This is a genomic window from Methylosinus sporium (genome assembly GCF_003113265.1).
In the GTDB taxonomy this organism is placed as follows: Bacteria; Pseudomonadota; Alphaproteobacteria; order Rhizobiales; family Beijerinckiaceae; genus Methylosinus; species Methylosinus sporium.
In genome coordinates, this window is record NZ_PUIV01000008.1 from 39,499 (window position 1) to 62,438 (window position 22,940).

Genomic DNA, 22,940 nt, shown 5'->3' on the forward strand with positions numbered 1-22,940 from the left:
TGGAGTGTGGAAGAAATGAGCGCGACCCCCATCGCCGGCGAGGATAGAAAGGGACGATTGTCCCCAGCCAAGCGAGAACTTCTCGAAATAAAGCTGCGGGGACGTCGTCCCAACGTCACGCGCAACGAAATATCGGTTCGCCCGCCATCACAAAATCCGCTGTCGTTCGGCCAGGAACGCATTTGGTTCCAATGCCAGGTGACGTCGAACGCAGCATTGTATCATATCCCGCTGCTGGCTTGGCTCGACGGACACCTGGATGTGCGAGCGCTCGAAGCCGGTCTGAACGAAGTGATCCGCCGCCATGAGGTTCTGCGCTCCGGCTTCGAGAGAAAGAACGGCGCGCCGGTCCAGATCATATCGCCGCATGTCGAGCTGGCGATCGGGCATGTCGACCTTCAGGACATCGATCCTGCGTCGCAAGAAAGTGAAGTTCGAGCGCGAGCCGGGGTGGAAGCGCGCAAGGCGTTCGATCTCGCACATCCGCCGCTCCTTCGGGTGATGCTGTTGAAGCTCGGCCCGGCGCGACACGCGCTCCTCCTGACGGTGCATCACATCGTCTGGGATGGGTGGTCGAGCGGACTGCTGATCCGGGAGATTTGTCAGCTCTATACGGCGACGCTGTCTCATTCGCCCAGTCCGTTGGCGCCGCTGCCGATTCAATATGGCGATTTCGCCTATTGGCATCGGCGGACGATGGAGAGCGAGAGCGGCTCCGAGCAAATCGCCTACTGGAAAAAGCGCCTCGAAGGCCTGCCGGATATGTCGGCTTTGCCGACAGACCGGCCGCGCGCGGCGAAGCAAGCTCATCGCGGCTCGACCCATTCATGGCGTTTGTCGGAGAGCCTGCGCGATGGATTTACGAATTTGGCCCGCGGCAACGACACGACGTTGTTCGTCGTCTTGCTCGCGACATTCAAGGCGCTCCTGTTCCATTACACGGGCCAGAGCGACCTCGCGGTCGGAACGACTATCGCGTTCCGTACGCGATCGGAACTGGAAAGCCTGCTTGGATTTTTCGCGAACGCCTTGGTCCTTCGCACACAGCTCGGCGATGATCCATCGTTCGAGACATTGCTTGCGCGCGTCCACGAGACTGCCCTCGGCGCGCAATCGAACCAGGATATGCCGTTCGAGAAGCTGGTCGAGGAATTGGCTCCCAAACGCGGATTGAGCCACAATCCGCTGTTTCAGATCGCCTTCGTTCTGCACAATCTTCCTTCGGAGAAGCTCGAGCTGCCGGGACTGACGATCCGCGTCGAGGAGACGAGCACGGACTCGGCGACATTCGATCTCGTGCTTCACATCTTCGACGAACGTCCGGGATTGAAGGCGAGGCTCGAATATGATTCGGAGCTCTTCGATCACGCGACAATCGTTCGAATGGCGTCACATTTCGACGCGCTGGCGCTAAGCGTCATGACGCATCCCGGCTCTCGAATCTCGGCGCACTCCCTATCGGCTCCGGAGCAGGAGCGGCAGCTTATCGACAAGTCGAGCGCAAAGCTGACGATTTTCCCCGATCGACCGCTTCTCCACCAGTCGATAGACATCGCCGCCGAGGCCGGCGCCATCGCCGTGACCGCGGGCAGAGAAAGCCTCACTTACGGCGAACTCGTCGAGCGCTCCAATCGGCTCGCGCATCACCTCGCGAATATGGGCGTCGGCCCCGATGTTCCGGTGGGTGTCTTCCTGGAGCCGTCCATCGACATGATCGTCGCGATCCTCGGCGCGCTCAAGGCGGATGGCGCCTATGTTCCGATCGATCCCTCCTATCCGGCGGCCCGCATCCAGCATATTTTGGCGGACTCCAACGCTGCGGCGGTGATAACGACGCGGCGGACGGCCGCCGGTCTCCCCGACATTTCGACGCCCGTCGTTTTTTTGGATACGGACGCGGCGATTATCGGCGCCAATCCAACGCGCGCCGCTCCCAGCCGCGCTGGGCCGGACAATTTGGCCTATCTGATCTATACGTCCGGCTCGACGGGGTTGCCGAAGGGCGTGATGGTCTCGCATCGCAACGCGGTCGCCTCGACCCTCGCGCGCCGGCAATTCTACGCCGCGCCCGTAAAGACCTATCTCCTATTGTCGTCGATCGCATTCGACAGTTCGGTCGCGGGCATTTTCTGGACCTTGTTCGAGGGCGGCCGGCTCTGCATTCCCGGCGAGAAGATCCGGCGCGACCCGAGCGCGTTGATCCGGATGATCGAGCAAGAGGCCGTCTCTCATCTCTTGTGCCTTCCGTCGCTGTATTCGGTCCTGTCGAGCCTCGCGTCGCCGACGAATTGCGCATCTCTCGAATGTGTCATCGTCGCGGGCGAAGAATGCAAAGGCGAGGTGGTGGCGCGTCATTTCGACCGCGTCCCCCGCGCGGCTCTATTCAATGAATATGGACCGACCGAATGCGCGGTCTGGAGCACGGTTCACGAGATCAAATCCGAGGATCGAGCGGATGCGCCGATAAGCATCGGAAGGCCGATACCCGGCGCGCAAGCGTTCGTGGTCGGCCCGGGCGGGACTTTGCTGCCGCCGGGCGTGCCCGGCGAGCTATATGTCGGCGGACAAGGGCTGGCGAGAGGCTATCGCGGACGCGCGGATTTGACGGCGGAGCGCTTTTTGCCGAACCCTTTCGGCGAGGCGGGCGAGCGGCTGTATCGAACCGGCGATCGGGTTCGTCTCCGCGCCGACGGCGACATCGAATTTCTCGGCCGCGTCGACAGTCAGGTCAAGGTGCGGGGCTATCGCATCGAGCCCGCCGAAATCGAGAAGGCGCTTCTGCGTCATCCCTCCGCGCGAGACGTTGTCGTCATCGCGTCATCCGACAAGACTGGCGGCGCGAAGCTCCTCGCCTATCTCGTCACGGCCGCCGGCGCGCAGGAGCGCGACGCCGTTTTCAAACAATATCTGTCGGAACATCTGCCGGACTATATGGTTCCAGACAGCGTCGTCATATTGGACTCTCTTCCGAGATTGCCCAACGGCAAGATCGACCGCGGCGCATTGCCGGCGACATCGCCTACGTCGAACAGCTCGGCGAGAGCGAGCGAGCCGTCGAGCGCCATTGCGGCGCTGATGGCTGAAATCTGGCGCGAGGTGCTCTCGATCGAGGACGTCGGCGATGACGACAATTTCTTCGATCTCGGCGGCAACTCCTTATCGGCGATCCGGGTGATCGCGCGCGCCCAGCAACTGCTCGGCAAAGACATTCCGATCGCCAGCATTTTCGACGACGGCGCGTTTCGAGCATTCGTTCTGGAAGTCGAGCTGTGCGCCAAAGGAGAATTCGCCGACGATGAATTGAACGCGCTGCTGGCGGAAATCGAAGAGGCTCCGGAACCGGGATTGTCGGTGGTCTCGGGCCGCGGGCTCGACGAGGAGGTTCGCCATGTCTGACGGCGTGGTGTTCGCTTTGGCGGGAAGCGCCTGCGTCGAGCCGCTGGTCGGGCGCTGGCCGGCATGGGCGCATGTGATGGCGCCGGCGGCTTTCAGCCTGCATCTGGTGAATTATCAGGTAAAGACATTGCGGTCCTATCTGGACAATCCCGGTCTACATGAGAAATCGTGCCGCGACCCGCGACTCCTGGGCGGCGCATTCGTCGATATTCCGAGCGAGAGAACGCCCGAGGTCGCGGCGCTGCTGCGGGACATGGAAGACTCTCTCAAAGAAAATGTCGATTTCGCCAATGCGCTCACCGAGTTCCACAATTGGCTCGTGAGAGAGGCGAAGGGGGAGAGTCTCGAGGGCTATTATCGCCGGCTTCCTTCCGCGCTGCGCGGATATGTCGAACTCGTGTATGATTATTACAACCGGCCGATCGTGCGGTGCCTGGAGGGAATGCTCTACAACAGTCCTTACTATAAGAGAGATCTGCAATCGTTTCGGCTGTTTCGACAAGAGCATGATCACTCCCGCCCCTATTATATGAGCACGCCGAGGCTTGTCGACGAGAACGCCATCGATTGGCATGTGCGTTTCGACGATCCTAGAGTCGACGAGCTGTTCGGATTGGATTGTCGGCCGCGGAGCTTTGGAGAAATCAGAGAGCTGTTGGATCTGTCGCCCGAGGATGAGGGGCGGTTGGCGGGGCTGTTGCAGGAGGTCCGTCCGGAGCGGCGGGAGGGTTGGCGCGGGAGTGGAGTTCGCATCCGCTATTTCGGCCACGCCTGCGTCCTGGTGGAAAGCGCCGATGTTTCGATATTGATCGATCCCTTGATCGCTGTCCGGCCGGAAAGCTGCGACATCGAGCGGTTCAGCTACGACGACCTTCCCGACCAGATCGACTATGCGCTCATAACTCACGGCCACCACGACCATTTCGTCATAGAGACGCTTCTGCGGCTGCGTCACAAGATCAAAACGCTGGTCGTGCCGAAGAACTGCGACGCATTCTTCGCAGATATGTCGTTGCGCCTTCTGGCGAGGCAGCTTGGTTTTCGCGATGTGCGCGAGGTGGAGTGTCTCGACGAGCTCGCCATCGCCGACGGACAGATCATCGCCATTCCGTTCCTCGGGGAGCACAATGATCTGCCGAGCGCCAAATCGGCGTATTTCATTCGAATATGCGGGCAGACGTTGCTGTTCGCCGCCGATTCCAACTGCCTCGATCCCGCCATTTATGCGCATGTCTGTCGGATCACCGGCCCGATCGATACGCTGTTCGTGGGAATGGAGTGCGTCGGCGCGCCGCTCGCTTGGGTCTACGGGCCGATCCTGCCGATCAAGCCCGATCATCGCCACAGCAAGGATCGCCGTTCTAACGGCTGCAATTCGGCGGCGGCCTTCGAGCTGGCGCGAGCCATCCAATGTCGGCGGGCCTTCGTCTATGCGGTGGGACGGGAGCCGTGGGTCAGATATCTGCTGGCGCTCGAACCGTCCGACGACGACGTCTACATGACCGAGATCGGATCATTCGCTCGACGTCTCGAGGAAGAGGCTCAAGTCGAGGCCCGGCGGCTGTTCGGCAAGGCCGAATTCTACATGTGACCTCGTCATCCGGCGAAAGAATTGTTCGAGGAAATCGAAATGGATCAGTTCGTCGAGCGCATGGCGCGCCTCTCTCCGGAAAAGCGTGCGCTGTTGATGAGGCGTTTGGGGGAGAAGGCAGCCGCCGAAGCGATCGGCGCCAGGACGAGCGGCTCCGCAAAGCCCCTGTCCTTCGCGCAGCAGCGACTGTGGTTCGTCGATCAGATCGAGCCCGGCGGCGCTCACTACAACAACATCGGCGCGTTTCGCATGTCGGGCGAGCTCGAGCTCGGCGTCTTCGTGGCGGCGATCAACGAGATCATACGCCGGCACGAGGTCTTGCGAACGACTTTCGTGATGCGAGACGGCGGTCCGATTCAGGCTGTTCACTCGGAACTGAAGATTGCGGCGCCGGTGATCGACCTCGGCCGGCTGGACGCGGAACGCCGCGAGGAAGAGGCGCGGCGCCTCGTCGACGAGGAGGCGCTTCGGCCGTTCGACCTGACGAAAGGGCCGTTGTTGCGGACGCTGGTGTTGGATCTCGGCGCGCATCCTGTGACGGGACAGCGCGAATATGTCGTGACATTCACTTTGCATCATATCGTGTCGGATGGCTGGTCGACGGATATTCTGATCCGCGAGTTCGTCGCCTTGTATGAAGCCTTCGTCGCGGGACGATCGTCGCCGCTGCCGGACCTCGCCATCCAATACGCCGACTATGCGGCGTGGCAGCGGGACTGGCTGCAAGGAGAGGTTCTGGAGCGGCAGCTCGACTATTGGCGGGATCGGTTGGCGGATGCGCCGTCGGCGCTCGATCTGCCGACGGATCGTCCACGTCCGCCGGCGCTCGACCATGGCGGAACGACTTATCGTTTTGGCGTTTCGAAAGAGCTTGCCGACCGGCTGCGCAGTCTCGGCCGTCGGCAAGGGGCGACCTTGTTCATGGTTCTGTTGGCGGGGTTCCAGCTTCTGCTGTCGCGACACAGCGGTCAGCGCGACATTTGCGTCGGAACGCCGATCGCGAATCGCCGCCGGGCGGAACTCGAGGGACTGATCGGGTTTTTCGTGAACACTCTAGTGTTGCGCGCAGATCTCTCCGGCGATCCGACATTCCTCGCCTTTCTGGCGCAAACGCGTGAGACCGCGCTGGGCGCGCAGGAGCATCAGGACCTGCCCTTCGAGCGGCTCGTGGAAGAGCTGCAGCCTGCGCGGGACAACCGCAGTGCGCTCTTTCAGGCGATGTTCGTTCTGCAGAATGCGCCGACCCGGGAGCTGGCGCTTCCGGGCCTGAGAGTCGAGCCTGTGGCGCTGGAAGGGCGGACGGCGAAGTTCGATCTCACTTTGGCGCTGGAGGAAGGCGACGACGGGCTGATCGCGTCGTTCGAATATGCGACGGCCCTGTTCGACGCGCAGACGATTGCGCGAATGGCGGATCACTATGTGAACCTACTCGAAGGAATCGTCGCAGATCCGCACAGTCGTGTCAGCCGATTGCCGATGCTGAGCGACGACGAACGTCGCCGGCTCCTCGTCGAATGGAACGACACGGCGGCGGCGTATCCGCGCGACGAGCCCATTCACGACCTGTTCGAGGAACAGGTGGCGCGCATGCCGGAGGCGGTAGCGGTCGCCTTCGGGGGCGACCGCCTCACCTATGGCGAGTTGAACGTCAAAGCCAATCGATTGGCGCATCGTCTTTGCCGCCTGGGGGTCGGACCGGAGACGGTCGTCGGCATTTGTGTCGAGCGGTCCTTGGAGATGATCGTGGCGCTGCTCGGCGTCTTGAAGGCCGGCGGGGCCTATCTGCCGCTCGATCCCGATTATCCGAGCGAGCGGCTCGCCTATATGATCGACGACGCCTCGCCCGCGCTGGCGCTGACCCAGCGGAGCCTGCGAGAGCGGCTCCCGGACACGGTCGAGACGCTGTGTCTGGATACGGATTGGGCGTCGATCGAAGGAGAGAGCGAAGCCAATCCCGTCTCGCGCGCCACCGCCCAAAACCTCGCCTATGTGATCTACACTTCCGGCTCCACGGGAAGACCCAAGGGCGCGCTTATTGTGCATCGAAATGCCGTGGCGATGCTGCATTGGGCAAAAGGTCTGTTCGGCGACGAGCGGATAGAAGGACTGGCCGCCGCGACGTCTTTGAGCTTCGACTTGTCGGTGTTCGAAATATTCCTGCCTTTGTGCCGAGGCATAAAACTATTCGTGTTGAAGGATATTACCGAGCTGGGACGGTTCGAGCGTCACGACGGCATATTGATCAACACGGTTCCGTCCGTAATGGCCGAATTGCTCCGGCTCGATCGCGTGCCGGCCTCCGCCAGAATTATCAATCTCGCCGGCGAGCCTTTGCCGCGATCCTTGGCGCGAACGCTGAACCACCGTCGAGGTGTGGAAGCCGTGTTCAACCTCTACGGTCCTTCCGAATGCACGACTTATTCCAGTTTCGCCGTGCTGGACAAGAACGACCGGCGGAATCCTCCCATCGGCCGGCCGATTTCGAACACGCAGATTTATCTTCTGGACGCCGGGCTGGAGCCGGTTCCGGCGGGGGTGGCGGGCGAACTCTACATCGGCGGCGCCGGCTTGGCGCGCGGCTATCTCGGCCGCCCCGATCTGACCGCGGAACGCTTCGTTCCAAATCCGTTCGGCGATACGGGAGAGCGACTGTATCGCACGGGCGATTTGGCCCGCTACCGGGCCGACGGGGACATCGAGTTCCTGGGCCGGATCGACCACCAGGTGAAAGTCCGCGGCTTTCGCATCGAGCTCGGCGAGGTCGAGGCGGCGCTGTCGGGCGTCGAAAGCGTGCGTGAAGCCGTGGCGGTCGCGCGTGAAGACGCTTCCGGCGACAAGCGACTGGTCGCCTATGTGGTCGGGCGCGTCGGAGCGGATGCGTCCGTCGCCGAATTGCGGGCGGCGCTGCAACGAGAGCTGCCGGATTATATGGTCCCTTCGGCCTTCGTGGTTCTCGACGCCCTGCCTCTCACCAAAAATGGCAAGGTGGACCGCAAGGCGCTGCCCGCTCCCGATGTGGAGGCGCAGATCGCGTGCGCCTATGTCGCGCCGAGGACGCCGGTCGAAGAGACGCTGTGCCGAATATGGGCCGACGTGCTCGGTCTCGAACGCGTCGGGATAGATGACGATTTCTTCGAATTCGGCGGTCATTCCCTGTTGGCGGTGAGGTTGCTGGAACGCCTGCGGCGGCAGGGGCTGCAGACCGACGTGCGCGCGCTGTTCGGTCATCCGACGCCGGCGAGGCTCGCGGCGGCGATCGGGGACCAGCGCGCCGTCGTGGTTCCGCCGAACCTCATCGAGCGTGGTTGCGAGGCGATCACGCCGGCGATGCTGCCGCTGGCGGCGCTGACGCAAGCGGAAATCGACCGCATCGTCGGCGCGGTTCCCGGTGGAGCAGCAAACGTCCAAGACATCTATCCTCTGGCGCCTCTGCAGGAAGGCATTCTGTTCCATCATCTGATGGCGCTCGAAGGCGATCCTTATCTATTGTCGTATGTGCTTTCGTTCGACCTGCGCGAGCGATTGGACGGTTTTGTCGCGGCGTTGCAGGCGGTGGTCGCGCGGCACGACATTTTGCGCACGTCGATCGCGTGGGAGGGCTCGGCTGAGCCGATGCAGGTGGTCTGGCGCGAGGCGCCGCTGCGCGTCGAGGACGTCCGCCTGGACCCGGCGGCCGGCGATGTCGCGGAACAGCTGCGGGCGCGCTTCGATCCGCGTCGGTTCCGGCTCGACGTGCGTCATGCGCCGCTGATGCGCGGCTTCGCGGCGCATGACGCGGCAGGGGAGCGCTGGGTCCTGCTGTTACTGGCGCATCATCTGGCGTTGGACCACACGACGCTGGAGATCGCCGCCGAAGAGGCTCGGGCGCATCTCATGGGGAAATCGGCGCTCCTGCCGGCGGCGACGCCATTCCGCGATTTCGTGGCGCAGGCGCGGCTCGGAGTGAGTCGGGAGGAGCATGAGGCGTTTTTCGAGGCGATGCTCGGCGATGTGAAAGAGGTGACGGCGCCGTTCGGACTTTTGGACGTGCGAGGCGACAGCTCGGGCGTCGCGGAAGCGCGCCTCGCCCTGGATGCGGATTTGGCGCGTCGGCTACGCGCGCGCGCGCGGGGGCTGGGGGTGAGCGCCGCGAGCCTTTGCCATCAGGCCTTCGCGCAGCTTCTGGCGAGGGCTTCGGGCCGTTCGGACGTGGTGTTCGGCACGGTTCTGTTCGGGCGCATGCACGGCGGCGTCGGAACGGATCGGGCGCTGGGCCTGTTCATCAACACCCTGCCGTTGCGGGTTCGGATCGGAGCGGAGGGAATAGCCGCGAGCGTGCGGCGCATGCACGGCCTGCTGACCGCTCTGTTGCGGCACGAACACGCCTCCCTGTCGCTGGCGCAGCGCTGCAGCGGAGTCGAGGCCCCGGCGCCGTTGTTTTCGGCGCTGTTGAACTATCGTCACAACCCGGCCTCGTCCGACGCCGCCCGACACGCATCCGCGATCGTCGAGGGCGTGACAACGCTCCACGCCGAGGAACGCACCAATTATCCGTTCACGCTGTCGGTGGACGATCTCGGCGAGGGTTTTCATCTCGCCGTGCAGACGCGAGGGGCGATCGATCCGGCGCAGGTCTGCGTCTACATGCGGACCACGCTGAAGGAACTGGTCGAGGCGTTGGAGACGGCGCCGGAGACGCCGGCGCGCGAGCTCGAGGTTCTTCCGCCGGCCGAGCGGCAAAAGCTGCTCGTCGAATGGAATGCGACGGCTGCGGATTATTCCCGAGACAAATGCTTGCATGGGCTGTTCGAAGCGCAGGCGGCGCGTTCGCCCGAAGCGGTCGCCGTCGTGTTCGAAAAGGAGCGTCTCACTTATGGCGAATTGAACGCGCGCGCCAACCGGCTGGCGCATCGCCTCGTCGGCCTGGGGGTCGTGGCCGAGACGATCGTCGGCATTTGCGCCGAGCGCTGCTTGGAAATGGTGGTGGGCCTGCTCGGCGTCTTGAAGGCCGGCGGAGCCTATCTGCCGCTCGATCCGGATTATCCGAGCGAGCGGCTGGCCTATATGATTGCCGACGCGCGCCCGGCGCTGGTGTTGACGCAGGAGCGCTTGCGCGAGCGTCTGCCGGCGACGATCCAGACAGTGTGTCTCGACGCCCATCGGACGGCGATCGAGAGCGACGGCAATCCCGTCCTGCGCGCCGCTCCGCACAATCTCGCCTATGTCATCTACACATCCGGCTCGACCGGTAAACCCAAGGGCGTGGCCGTCCCTCATCGTGGCGTCGTCAATCGTCTGGAGTGGATGCAGGCTCGTTACGAGCTGACCGAGTCGGACACAGTGTTGCAGAAGACGCCCTATGGGTTCGACGTGTCGGTTTGGGAGTTTTTCTGGCCGTTGACGGTCGGAGCCCGATTGGCGTTGGCGCCGCCGAACGATCACCGCGATCCGCGGAGCTTGAGAGCGATCATCGAGCGCGAGCAGGTGACGACGCTGCACTTCGTGCCCTCGATGCTGCAAACCTTCCTGAACGTTCCAGATTTGCCGCCGCTGACGACAGTGCGCCGCGTGCTATGCAGCGGAGAAGAGCTTCCGGCGGGACTCGAGGAGCAGTTTCATCTCCAGCAATCGTCGGAGCTGCATAACCTCTATGGTCCGACCGAGGCGTCGATCGACGTGACGGCCTACGCGTGCCGACGCGACACGGCGCAGACGCGTATCCCGATCGGCCGGCCGATATGGAACACGCAGATTTATCTTCTCGACGCCGATTTGGAGCCTGCGCCCATGGGCGTGGCGGGAGAACTCTATATCGGCGGCGTGGGACTGGCGCGCGGCTATCTCGGTCGTCCAGATCTCACGGCGGAGCGCTTTGTCCCGAACCCGTTCGGGGAGGCGGGAGAACGTCTGTATCGCACGGGAGATTCGGCGCGCTACCGAGCGAATGGGAACATCGAGTTTCTGGGTCGGATCGACCATCAGGTGAAGATCCGCGGCTTTCGTATCGAGCTCGGCGAGATCGAGGCGGCGCTGTCGGGCCTCGACGAGATTCGCGAAGCGGTGGTCGTGGCGCGCGAGGATGCGGCCGGCGACATGCGGCTGGTCGCCTATGTGGTCTGGCGCGATCGAGCGGAGTTGTCGACAGCCGAGCTGCGGGCGGCTCTGCAACGGGATTTGCCCGACTATATGGTGCCGTCGGCTTTCGTCGTTCTCGACGCCCTGCCTTTGACCACGAACGGCAAGGCGGACCGCAAGGCGCTGCCGGCGCCGGAGGCGCGGTCCGCGCGCCGTTACGTGGCCCCGCGCACGCCGACCGAGGAGGCCTTGTGTCATATCTGGGCCGACGTCCTGGGGCTGGAGCGCGTCGGGATAGAGGACAATTTCTTCGAGCTGGGCGGCCATTCGCTGAAGGCGCTGCAGTCGATCTCCAGAATATGGCAGAACCTCGGGGTGTCGTTCCCGATGTCGGTGTTCTATGAGGCCGACACGCTTTCGGCGGTCGCCGAGTCCGTCGAAATTCTGCGCGGCCTCGATGCTCCCGAGCGACCTGAACACGCGCCGTCCGTCGAACTCGAGGAGTTCGAGATATGAACGCGGCGGAGCTCATGAGCGAAATGCAGTCTCGCGGCATCCGGGTCTATCTGGACGACGGGCGGGTGCGTTGCGCCGCTCCGGCCGGCGCCGTCACCGAAGAGATACGCCAGGCGTTGGCGACGCACAAAGGCAGCATCGTCGCCGCCCTATCGCAGACGCATCGGCATGCGCCTCCGGCGATCCAGCCGCATTCGCGACTTCGTCCGGCGCCGCTTTCGTATGGTCAACGGCGACTATGGTTCTTGGATCGCCTCGACCCCGGAAACGCCTCCTACAACGTGCCGGCGGCGCTGCGGCTGACCGGACGCTTCGACTCCGCCGCCTTCATATCCGCGATCAACGAGCTCGTTCGGCGTCACGAGGTCTTGCGAACGACTTTCACGATGCGGGACGGGGAGCCGGTTCAGACCGTTGCGCTGGCGCTGGAGATTGCCGCTCCGATGATCGACCTGAGCGGCGTCGACGCCACGGCTCGCGAGGCGGGAGCGCGCCGTCTGGTGGACGAGGAGGCGCGTCGTCCGTTCGATTTGGCGACGGGGCCGTTGTTGCGGACATTGGTGATCGATCTGGGAGCGCGCGCCGATACGGGAGAGCGCGAACATATCGTGGCCTTCACGCTGCATCACATCGTGTCCGACGGCTGGTCGACGGATATTCTGGTTCGCGAGTTCGCCGCTCTATACGAGGCCGTCGTCGGAGGAGGCGCGTCGTCATTGCCGCCTCTCGCGCTCCAATATGCCGATTACGCGGCATGGCAGCGCGACTGGCTGGGAGGCGAGGTTCTGGAACGGCAGCTCGCCTATTGGCGGAACGAGCTGGCGGGCGCGCCGCCCTCGCTGGATTTGCCGACGGACCGTCCACGACCGGCGGCGCAGGACCATGCGGGCGCGGTTTGTCGTTTCGCCGTGACGAAAGAAACGACCGAAGGATTGCGCCGCCTCGGCCGAAAGGAGGGCGCGACGCTGTTCATGACGCTATTGGCGGCGTTTCAGCTTCTGCTGGCGCGATACAGCGGCCAAAGCGACATTTGCGTCGGAACGCCTGTCGCGAACCGCCGCCGAGTGGAGTTCGAAGGGCTGATCGGATGTTTCGTCAACACGCTCGTGCTGCGGACGGATCTTTTCGGAGATCCGACATTTCGCGTTCTGCTGGCCCGGGTGCGCAAAACGGCTCTGGGGGCGCAGGAAAACCAGGACGCGCCGTTCGAACGGCTGGTCGAGGAGCTGCAGCCGCTGCGTGACATGAGCCGTTCGCCGTTGTTTCAAACGCTGTTCGTCTTGCAGAACGCGCCGGGACGCGAGTTGACGCTTCCCGGGCTGCAGGTGGAGCCGCTGGCGACGGACAGCGGGACGGCGAAGTTCGATCTCACCCTCTCTCTCGTCGAGGCCGATGGCGGATTGAGCGGACGGATCGACTATGCGACGGCGCTATTCGATCCGCAGACCATCGAAGGGCTGGCGCGGCACTATTGCGCCCTGCTCGCGGGGATCGTCGCCGATCCCGACCGTCGCGCGAGCGAGCTGCCGATGCTGTGCGAGGCCGAGCGGCGGCGGCTGCTGGTCGAATGGAACGACACGGCGACGGACGATCCGCGCGACAAATGCCTTCACCAACTGTTCGAGGAGCAGGCGGCGAAGACGCCAGACGCGGTCGCCGTGGCGTTCGAGGACACGCATTTCACCTATGACGAGCTGAACGCCAGAGCCAACCGACTGGCGCATCGCCTCGTCGGCCTGGGGATCGGCGCGGAGACAGTGGTCGGCATATGCGTCGAGCGATCCTTGGAGATGGTCGTGGGTCTGCTCGGCGTGCTGAAGGCCGGCGGGGCCTATCTGCCGCTCGATCCCGACTATCCGAGCGAGCGTCTCGCTTACGTGATCGAGGACGCGCGTCCCGCGCTGGTCCTGACGCAGGAGCGTCTGCGCGCGCGTCTGCCGGAATCGATCCAGACGTTGCGTCTCGACGCCGATTGGACCTCGATCGCGCGCGAGCCGCGGGACAATCCCGCCGCGCGCGTGACGCCGCAGAACCTCGCTTACGTCATCTACACCTCCGGTTCGACCGGACAGCCGAAGGGAGTCGCCGTCGCGCATGGCGGCGTTGTGAACTACACGCAGGCCATCAACGAACGGCTTGCGGACGGAAGCCGTCTTCGGTTTGCAATGGTCTCGACGCTCGCCGCCGATCTCGGCAACACGGCGCTGTTTCCCTCCCTGACCAGCGGCGGATGTCTGCACGTCATCGGTTATGAGACCGCGACCGACGCGAACGCGATGGCGGACTATATGCGGCGACACGCCATCGACGTGCTCAAGATCGTGCCGTCTCACTATGGCGCCTTGACGCATTCTGGCGGCGCCGCGCGTCTTCAGCCGCGGAAAGCCCTCATTTTCGGAGGCGAGGCCCTATCCGGCGAGCTTGCGGAATCCGTGGCTTTCAACGGCTCCGAATGCCGAATATTCAACCATTATGGACCGACCGAGACGACGATCGGGGCCTTGATGTCGCCGTTGAACGCCGAGCGGCGGTCGACGCTCGCGCCGCCCATCGGCCGCCCGATTCGGAACGTCGAAGTCTACCTCCTCGACGCGCATATGCGCCCGTCGCCCATCGGCGTCGCGGGCGAGCTCTACATCGGCGGCGTCGGATTGGCGCGGGGCTATCTCGGGCGACCGGATCTCACGGCGGAGCGGTTTGTTCCAGACCCGTTCGGCGCGGCGGGAGAGCGGCTGTATCGCACGGGCGATCTGGCCCGCTATCGAGCGGACGGCAACGTCGAGTTTTTGGGCCGCGTCGACAATCAGGTGAAGATTCGCGGATTTCGGATCGAGCTCGGCGAAATCGAGACGGCGTTGTCTCGGATTCCGGGCGTGCGCGACGCCGTCGTGATGGCGCGCGAGGATAATGCCGGGGAGAAGCGGCTCGTCGCCTATGTGGCGGGGCGGGAGAATGCCGCCCTGTCGGCGGGCGAACTGCGGGCGGCGCTGGGGAGGGCCTTGCCTGATCCTATGATTCCTTCGGCCTTCGTCGTCCTCGACGCCCTGCCTTTGACGAGGAACGGCAAGATCGACCGCAAGGCTCTGCCGGCTCCGGACGCGGCGGCGCTGGCGAGCAGCCGATATGTCGCGCCGCGAACGCCGGTCGAATGGCTCATCGCCCGGGAGTTCGAACAGGTCCTGCACGTTTCTCCCATCGGGATCGACGACAATTTTTTCCATCTCGGAGGCAACTCCCTATCGGGAGTCAAGCTCGTCGACCGCATCAGAAGCGCTGTGTGCAGCAGCCTTCCCGTCACCGCGATTTTCCAGGCTCCGACGATCGCGCAACTGTCGAGCTGGATTTCGGGAGAGCAAGGATATGTCCCGTTGGTTCTGATGCGCCGTGGCCACGATGTTTCGCCATTGTACTGCATTCACCCCGCGGGAGGGTCGATCATTCGCTATCAGGCCCTGGCCGAAGCACTGGACGGGGTGCTTCCGGTCTATGGAATTCAATCCAGAACCATCTTCGATCCGACCCATTTCGACACGTCGATCGAAGACATGTCGGCGATTTACGTCGACGCCGTTCGCCGGCGTCAGCCGCGGGGGCCTTATCATCTATTAGGGTGGAGCATGGGGGGCGTCATCGCCATGGCCATGACGGCAAGGCTCGAAGACCTGGGAGAAGACGTCGCCTTCCTGGGTCTCCTCGATACGCAGCTCTGGTCCGAGAGGCGGAGGGCGAGCCGTACCGTTCTCGATTATCTCGATCAGTTTGCAAAATTCGAAGGCAAGGAGATAGAGGGCCTCCTCGCTCCCGACGACTATGAACATATTCGAGGCGTTTCGACGGATCTGTCCGAACGAGAGCGCTTCGTTTATGCCGCGCAGTGGGGGCAGGAACGGGGATTTTGGCGAAACATTTCCGCCGATCTCGTGAATTTTCTCTATTCGGACGCCGAGAATGCGAAAGAATTGACGCGTGGCTCGGCGCTGCGTCCGATTTGCGCCTCCATGCACGTCTGGTGGGCGCGTCGCTCGCTCGCGGACGGAGGAGGCTTTCCCGTCGACTGGCGGTCGTTTACGCGAGGCTCTGTCACGATCGACGTGATCGATGGCGACCACGACGAAATCGTTCGCAAGCCGGAGCTTCACGCAAGCTTGAGAACGGCCCTGCGATCCATCCAAAACATTCGCGCGGATGTCCGCGTCAACGGATGAGCAGGCGCCGGCCGAGGCGCGCGCAGGGAAAAGAATCGATGAAAACAAGCAACATCGCACAGGACCTATTCGGCGTTTCGCCGAAGCGATTTTTATATATGACGAGCGGCTCGAAGGCGCAGTTCGCGCTGTCGGCTCTCGCCGGCGTCGTCGCCGGGGCCAGTCAGGCCTACCTTCTGGTGTTCATCAATCGGTCCCTCGAGGACGGCCAACGCAACGCCTCGGCGCTCGCCGTCTCCTTCTTCGGCCTCTGTCTTCTGGTGTTTTTCTCCGGCGTGCTGTCCGTGACGCTGTTGTCGCGGATAGCGCAGGACAATCACTACAATCTTCGTCTCCGATTGAGTCGCTGCATCCTCTCCACGCCTCTGAAAGATTTGTATTCGTGCGGCCCGCAGAGGCTCATGGCGGTCTTGACGGACGACATCGGCAGCATCGTTCAAGCACAAGATGCGATACCTCTGCTGTTTGTCGAAGGGGCGAAGCTCGTGGCGGCGCTCGTCTATCTGGGATTCATCTCCTACAAATTGCTGATTCTGGTGTTCGGCTTTCTCGTCTTTGGTCTCACGAGCTGGCATCTCTTACAGAGATGGGCGCGGCGATGGCTGAAATTGGCGCGGGAGGCCGACGACGCGTTGTTCGGCCATTATCGGGCGATTACCGAGGGCTTCAAGGAATTGAAGATGGATGCGCGCCGGCGTCGCGCGTTCCTCGATAGAGAATTGCGCGAGACGGCGAATATGATCAGAACACGGCGCAACAAGGCGTCATTGATCTATGCTCTGGCCGGACGCTGGAGCCAATCGCTGTATTTCCTGCTGATCGGCGCAATCCTCTTTCTGCCATTGCTCGGCGAGCAGGTCGAAAGAGAGAGCCTGACGGGTTTTACGCTCACGGTCCTCTTCATCGGCGCTCCTCTCGCCGCGATCGTCAATGTGACTCCCGCCCTCGGAAAAGGCGTCGCCGCTCTCAAAAACATCGAGAAACTGGGACTCGGCGCCTCGGCGGAGGCCGATGTCGGAACCGGCGCCGAAGCGATCGATCTCGTTTCCACGCCTTCCACGCTCGAGCTCGTGAACGTAAGCTACCGCTACCCGGAGGCCGAGGGGAGCAGAGGTCAACATCTGGGACCTTTGAACCTGCGCATCGCGCCTGGCGAGCTCGTCTTCGTGACCGGAGGAAACGGCAGCGGCAAGACGACGCTGGCGCTCATCATCCTCGGCCTGTTCTCGCCGGATTCCGGCGAGCTCCGGCTCGGCGGACAGCCGATCACGCAGCAGCAGCGAGACGCCTATCGTCAGAATTTTTCCGCGGTTTTCGCCGACGCCTACGTCTTCGATTCGCTTTTGGGCTATTCGAACGACGAGTTGCAGGCCCGCGTCGAGGAATTGCTCGTCCTTCTCCAGCTCGACGACAAGCTGCGGATCGAAAACGGGCGCTGCTCCACGGTCGACCTGTCCCGCGGCCAGCGCAAGCGACTTGCCTTGCTCTCCGCCTATCTCGCAGATCGGCCGTTCTATCTCTTCGACGAATGGGCGGCCGAGCAGGACCCGGTCTTTCGCGACTTTTTTTATAGCCGGATGCTGCCGGAGCTGAAAGCGCGCGGCAAGACGGTCATTGTGATCACCCATGACGACCGGTATTTTCACATGTCCGATCGATTGCTGCGGCTGACGATGGGACAAATAGAAGAATTGCGGCCGGCTTTAGCGGCCTCCGCATGACTGTTCGAGGGGATGGACCGATGTCGGGAAATTGGAAAGGCCCTTTCACGCGAGCCGGACTGTCGGCATTCGCCGGGATCGCGGTTCTCGTCGGCGGCGCGACATTTTATCGGGCGGGAACTCCCCATTCGGACGCGGCCGTCGAAATCCGTCGGACGTCCTATGGCGTTCCACACATCAGGGCGGTCGACGAGAAAGGGCTCGGCTTTGGAATCGGCTACGCCTATGCGCAGGACAATGTCTGCTTGCTGGCGGAAGAGATTCTCACCGTCAATGGCGAACGCTCGAAATATCTCGGGGCGGATGCGATGGCGTCCGCAACGGTCACAAATCTCGACAGCGATTTCTTCTTTCGATGGCTGAACAATGACGAGGCGATCACGGCGACGCTGGAGGCGCAGCCGAGAGAGATCCGCGACCTGCTCGCAGGATATGCGTCGGGGTACAATCGCTATCTGCGCGATACGGGAGCCGCCGGATTGCCTTCGGCGTGCCGGGACAAGAATTGGGTGCGGCCGATCTTCGATGTCGACCTCTTGAAAAACATGCGCCGTCTGCTCGTGCGGAGCGGGCTCGGGCGTTTTGCCAGCGCCATCGTCGCCGCGGCGCCGCCGCGTCGAAGCGACCTCCCCAAATCCCGTTCGGGCGAGCTTTCGAGCGAGCGCATACGGTTTGTCGAAGGGCGGGACGATTTCGCGAGCAGCCATGGAAGCAACGCGCTCGCCTTGGGAAAAGCTCTCACCCGCAACGGAAAAGGGGCGCTGCTCGCCAATCCGCACTTTCCGTGGTCCGGCTCCTTGCGGTTCTACCAGATGCATCTGACGATTCCCGGAAAGCTCGATGTCATGGGAGCCGCTCTACCGGGGCTGCCGTTCATCAACATCGGCTTCACCCGCAATTTGGCCTGGACGCATACGGTCGACGCGTCGAGCCATTTCGTCGCTTATCGCTTGCGGCTCGACCCCGCCGATCCCACCCGCTATGTCGTCGACGGCGAATCGGCGCCGATGCAAAAAATATCGGTCGTCGTCGATGCGCTCGAGAAAGACGGAACTCTCTCGCAGCGCTCGCATGATTTCTATCGGTCGAGATTCGGCTTCGCGGTCGATCTCTCCGATCGGCTCGCCTGGGACGAAAGCCAAGCCTTCGTCATCGCAGACGCCAACCTGGAGAACGCCAGGGCGTTGCAGCAATGGTATGCGATGAACCAAGCGAGCTCGCTCGACGAGTTTCAAGCGAGCGTCACGCGGATCTTGGGCATTCCGTGGGTCGACACGATAGCGGTCGACGCCGACGGAACCGCCTTGTTCATGAACGTTTCGGCGATCCCGAACATCGACGCCGGCACGCTCGGGGATTGTCGTCTGCCGGATTTCGAGAAATTGGGGTTGGACTTTCATGTTCTCGACGGAACGCGAAAGGTCTGTGATCGGAGCGCTGCGTCCAACGAACCGCAGGCGGGTCTCTTTCCCGGTGACAGTCTGCCCATTTTGCGGCGAGAGGACTTTGTTCTCAATTCGAACGACAGCGCCTGGCTCGCCAATCCGGCGCAGCCTATGACGGGATATTCGCCCCTCGTGAGCCGAGAGAACGTCGAGTTGGGGGGCAGGGCTCGCTATGCGCTCGGATGGCTCCAGCGCCGAGCGAAGGAGCCGACGTCGCGAGGCGAAGGGCTGGGCGCCGAGGAGCTGAAAGACCTTCTCATGCGCGACGACGTCTATTTCGCCTCCTTGGTCATGGACGATCTCCTGACGTTGTGTCCGAACGAGAGAGACCTCGGCGCCGAAAACGCAGAGACGAGAGATGTGTCGATCGCCTGTGAAAAATTGCGCGTCTGGGATCGAACCGCCAATCTCGACGCCAACATCGGCTATGTCTACTTCGAAGGCTTCATGGAGCGCGCGCGTAAGATCGCCAACGTATGGCGGGTTCCGTTCGACCCTTCGCGCCCTGTCGATACGCCCTATGGGTTGAACGTCGGCGATCCCGAGATCGCGGCGCAATTGAGGTCGGCTCTGGCGGCTTCGCAAAGAGACGCCGCCAGCGCTGGTTTGTCGCCCGACGCGACCTGGGGGGACATCCAAATTGCTTCCAAAGGCGCACGCGCTATTCCGATTCATGGCGGCAATGGCGCATTGGGCGTCTACAACGTCATACGAAGCGCGCCGTCCCGCGGTGGCAAGCGAGAAGTGGTTTCCGGGTCGAGTTACATTCAGCTCGTCTCTTTCGACCAGAGCGGCCCGCGTGTGGAGGCCCTGCTGGCGTTCTCGGAATCTTTGAACCCGGACTCGCGATATTTCGCCGATCAGACAGAGATGTTTTCCAAGAAGGAATGGGTGCGTCTTCCCTTCTCGGAGCAGGAGATAGAGTCCGATCCGGTCTTTCGCAGTCAGAAGATCGGCTATTGACGACAAGCGCGATCGGCGAGGCGTCCAGACGAATTCGGTCGAGAACGTGAGCCGTTGCGCGGTCGCATTTCGACAAGAGCGGAAAAGACGCCTCGTTCCGAGCGCTCGTCGGCGACGAGGCGGCGGGCTCATCCCGTGTCGTCGCGCGCTTTGCCGTAATGCTGTGAGGCGTGACGACAGGAGAATGATTTTCGAGTTGACTTGAGTATCCGACTACGTAATTGTTTTGTATAGTGCGGGGAACGAGGTTATGAGGCAGTCGAGGACAAAGCGAATGTCGACGCGCGCGCTTATCGCGAGCACGGTGGCATGCGTTTGTCTTTTGCAGGCCTTCATCCTCGTCATGTCCATGCAAGGGCGCTTCGCTCATGCGAGCGCCGAGTCGGGCGTCGCCGTTTCCGTCAGTGATTATTGTCGCGCAAATACGCATGGAGGCGGCGAGGGGTCGACGCAGCACGACCATTCGCAATGTTGTATTCTCTGCTCGTCGAGCGTTTATGGCGGGCTGTCCCGTTTTGCCGCGGTCGTGTGCAAGATCGCCTTCTTTCCGGCGCCGCGAACCGCCGCCGAGATAGGCTGGCGTTTCCTCGACGACCCTGTCGCGCAGCTGGTCGGCTGGACGAGTTCCTGGTCATCGCGCGCGCCGCCTTCGATCTCCTGACCCGACCGCGGCCCGAGCGGTCGCCTTTCCTGTCTTTCAAATCTTTATCGACGGCCCGTCGGGCTGCTCAGGAGAACCTCGTTATGCTTCGTTCGACTTTGTTGCGCGGCGTTTCCGCCGGCGCGTTCGCGCTCGCTTTCATGTCCGCCGCTTCTGCGCCTGCGCAGGAGGCGCTGCCGACGATCGACATCGCCGCCGGGGCGGGCGGCGGCGCTCCGACCTCCGGGCTTCAGGGAAAAGCCGGCGAGACCGGCTATGCGCGCGCCAAGGCGGTCTCGGCGACCAAAACCAATGTGCCGATCCTCGACACGCCGCGCTCGGTGCAGATCATTCCGCACGAGGTATTGGAGGACCGCCAGATTCTCAACACGCAGGAGGCGGTCAAATTTGTTTCCGGCGTGCAAACCGGTCCGGCCGCCTACCACGATCGCTATGCGATTCGCGGCTTTTCGACCGGCGACAACACATATCGCAACAGCCTGAAGCTTTACGGCGTCGCCGGCACGGTAGACGTGGCCTTCATCGATCGCGTCGAGGTCGTCAAAGGCCCCGCCGCCATGCTCTACGGACGCATTCAGCCGGGCGGCCTCGTCAATTTCGTGACCAAGAAACCGCAAGCCGAGGCGGCCTATAGCATACAGGAACAATTCGGGAGCTGGGGACTCTCTCGCACGACGGTCGACGCCACCGGCCCCTTGGACCAAGACAAGACGCTTCTCTATCGCGTCATCGGCGTCTTCGATCACGCCGACGATTTCGTCGATTTCCTGCACCGCGACAATGGCAGGGCCTACGGCGCGCTCACCTGGAAGCCGACGGAGCAGTTCGAATCCAATCTGCAAGTCGAGTATTACCACGACAGCGGAACCAATACGGGCTACTATCGTCAACAGGTGCCAGCCCTCGCGCTGTCCTACGCCGTGCCGGGCATCGCCGGCCGGCCGGCCAATCTGCCGCGCAACTGGTCGCAGAGCGATTCTGCGCTCTATGCGAATTACCCGAGCGTGACGGAGCGCGTTCTCGTCTACGGGGATTTGACCTATCGTTTCAACAACGCCTGGAAGGTGAGCAGCAAGGTTCATTATTCTCATTCGGACGAAGACCAGGAATACATCGTCAGCCGCGGGTTCAATCTCGCGACCGGCGTCATGTCTCGACGACTCAGCTGGAGTCAGATTACGCGCGATACCTGGTCGCTCAATCTCGATGTCAACGGCGAGTTCGAGACCGGCATTCTCAAGCATAATCTCTTGGTCGGCTTCGATTATTACGACTATCGCTACTTGGGCAAGGGCGACAATCCGCAGGGCGCGGGGCCGGAAATTCCCAGCCTCAACGTCTTTGCGCCGGTCTATGGCGGCGTCGCCTGGCCGGTCCTCCAGGCGGAGCATTCTATCGCTAGTGGGAATATATTCTCGAGGACGAAGCAGCAGGACTTCGGCTATTATATTCAGGACAGCATTTCTTATAACGACTTCATCTATCTGCTCCTTGGCGGCCGCTACGACGTCGCCTTCGACGCTGGTTCGGAACTCTACGGGGTCACGAACAAGTTCTATTACGGAACTGGCGAGGGGGCTTGTTTTCCCATCTGCGATGGTCACTACAATCCGTCGGGGAAAGGAAATCCGACCGAACGCAAATTTTCGCCGAATGGCGGCTTGCTGTTCAAATTGACTCCGGAAATCTCCGCATATGTGAGTTATTCAGAATCCTTCGCCAGTTCGAACGCAGGCGCGTTGAGTTACGACGGCCGAGTGTTCAAACCGCAGCAGGGCAAGCAATATGAGCTCGGTTTGAAAGCCAGCCTCTTCGACGGCCGGCTGACCGGCTCCATCGTCGGCTTCGATCTCTATTTGACCAACCAACTGTCGGCCGACCCTCAGCATACCGGTTTCTCCGTCCAATCCGGCGAAGTCCGCAGCCGTGGCGTCGAGGTCGACCTCGCCGGCCAGGTGACCGACAACATCAGCGTGATCGGCAGCTATACTTACGACGACGCGATCATCACCAAGGACACGACGACCGGCACAGGCGCCGTCCTCGGCAAGCGATGGCCGGGCGTGCCGCGGCACGCTGGCAATTTCTGGGCGAAATACGACACGGCCCCCGGCCAGAAGGAGGGATGGAGCTTCGGCGCCGGCTTCTACGCCAACGGAGAGCGCCAAGGCAACAACACCAATTCGTTCCAGCTTCCAGGCTATGTTCGCTTCGACACCATGGTCGGATATCGCACCGTGTTGCAGGGCGTTCCCGTCGAGGCTCAGCTCAACGTCACCAATATCGGCGACGCCAAATATTTCGAAGCGGCGGGTTCGGGCATGTACGCTTATTATGGCGCGCCGCGGACTTTCACAGGGTCGGTAAAAGTGAAATTCTAACGCAGTC

Annotated in this window: 8 protein-coding genes; all 8 read left to right on the plus strand. The window is 62.5% G+C overall.

What is annotated here, in order from left to right; genetic code table 11:
- Nucleotides 1–15 precede the first annotated feature (15 nt).
- Nucleotides 16–3,396: a non-ribosomal peptide synthetase gene (locus tag C5689_RS07850; RefSeq protein ID WP_108916722.1), complete on the plus strand. Its 3,381-nt coding sequence runs from the start codon at nucleotides 16–18 to the stop codon at nucleotides 3,394–3,396.
- Entirely contained in the window at nucleotides 3,389–4,987 is a 1,599-nt protein-coding gene (locus C5689_RS07855; protein ID WP_158271785.1) for an MBL fold metallo-hydrolase, read from the plus strand. Before C5689_RS07850 ends, C5689_RS07855 begins: the two co-directional genes overlap by 8 nt.
- Before the next feature lie 39 nt (nucleotides 4,988–5,026).
- Nucleotides 5,027–11,557, plus strand: coding sequence for a non-ribosomal peptide synthetase (locus tag C5689_RS07860; protein WP_146188357.1), 6,531 nt, complete (start codon nucleotides 5,027–5,029; stop codon nucleotides 11,555–11,557).
- Nucleotides 11,554–15,762, plus strand: coding sequence for a non-ribosomal peptide synthetase (locus C5689_RS07865; RefSeq protein ID WP_108916724.1), 4,209 nt, complete (start codon nucleotides 11,554–11,556; stop codon nucleotides 15,760–15,762). Before C5689_RS07860 ends, C5689_RS07865 begins: the two co-directional genes overlap by 4 nt.
- Nucleotides 15,763–15,860: 98 nt before the next feature.
- Nucleotides 15,861–17,483 (plus strand): cyclic peptide export ABC transporter, encoded by a 1,623-nt coding sequence (locus C5689_RS07870; RefSeq protein WP_108916769.1) that lies wholly within the window; start codon nucleotides 15,861–15,863, stop codon nucleotides 17,481–17,483.
- 20 nt (nucleotides 17,484–17,503) lie between these two features.
- A complete protein-coding gene (pvdQ, locus tag C5689_RS07875; protein ID WP_108916725.1) occupies nucleotides 17,504–19,891 on the plus strand; it encodes a bifunctional acylase PvdQ in 2,388 nt (795 codons plus the stop codon).
- Between the two features lie 304 nt (nucleotides 19,892–20,195).
- Nucleotides 20,196–20,552 carry a DUF2946 family protein gene (locus C5689_RS18705; RefSeq protein WP_206605361.1) on the plus strand — a complete coding sequence of 119 codons (357 nt, stop codon included), beginning with the start codon at nucleotides 20,196–20,198 and terminating at the stop codon, nucleotides 20,550–20,552.
- 83 nt (nucleotides 20,553–20,635) lie between these two features.
- Entirely contained in the window at nucleotides 20,636–22,933 is a 2,298-nt protein-coding gene (locus tag C5689_RS07880; protein ID WP_158271786.1) for a TonB-dependent siderophore receptor, read from the plus strand.
- The last annotated feature ends 7 nt before the right edge of the window (nucleotides 22,934–22,940 follow it).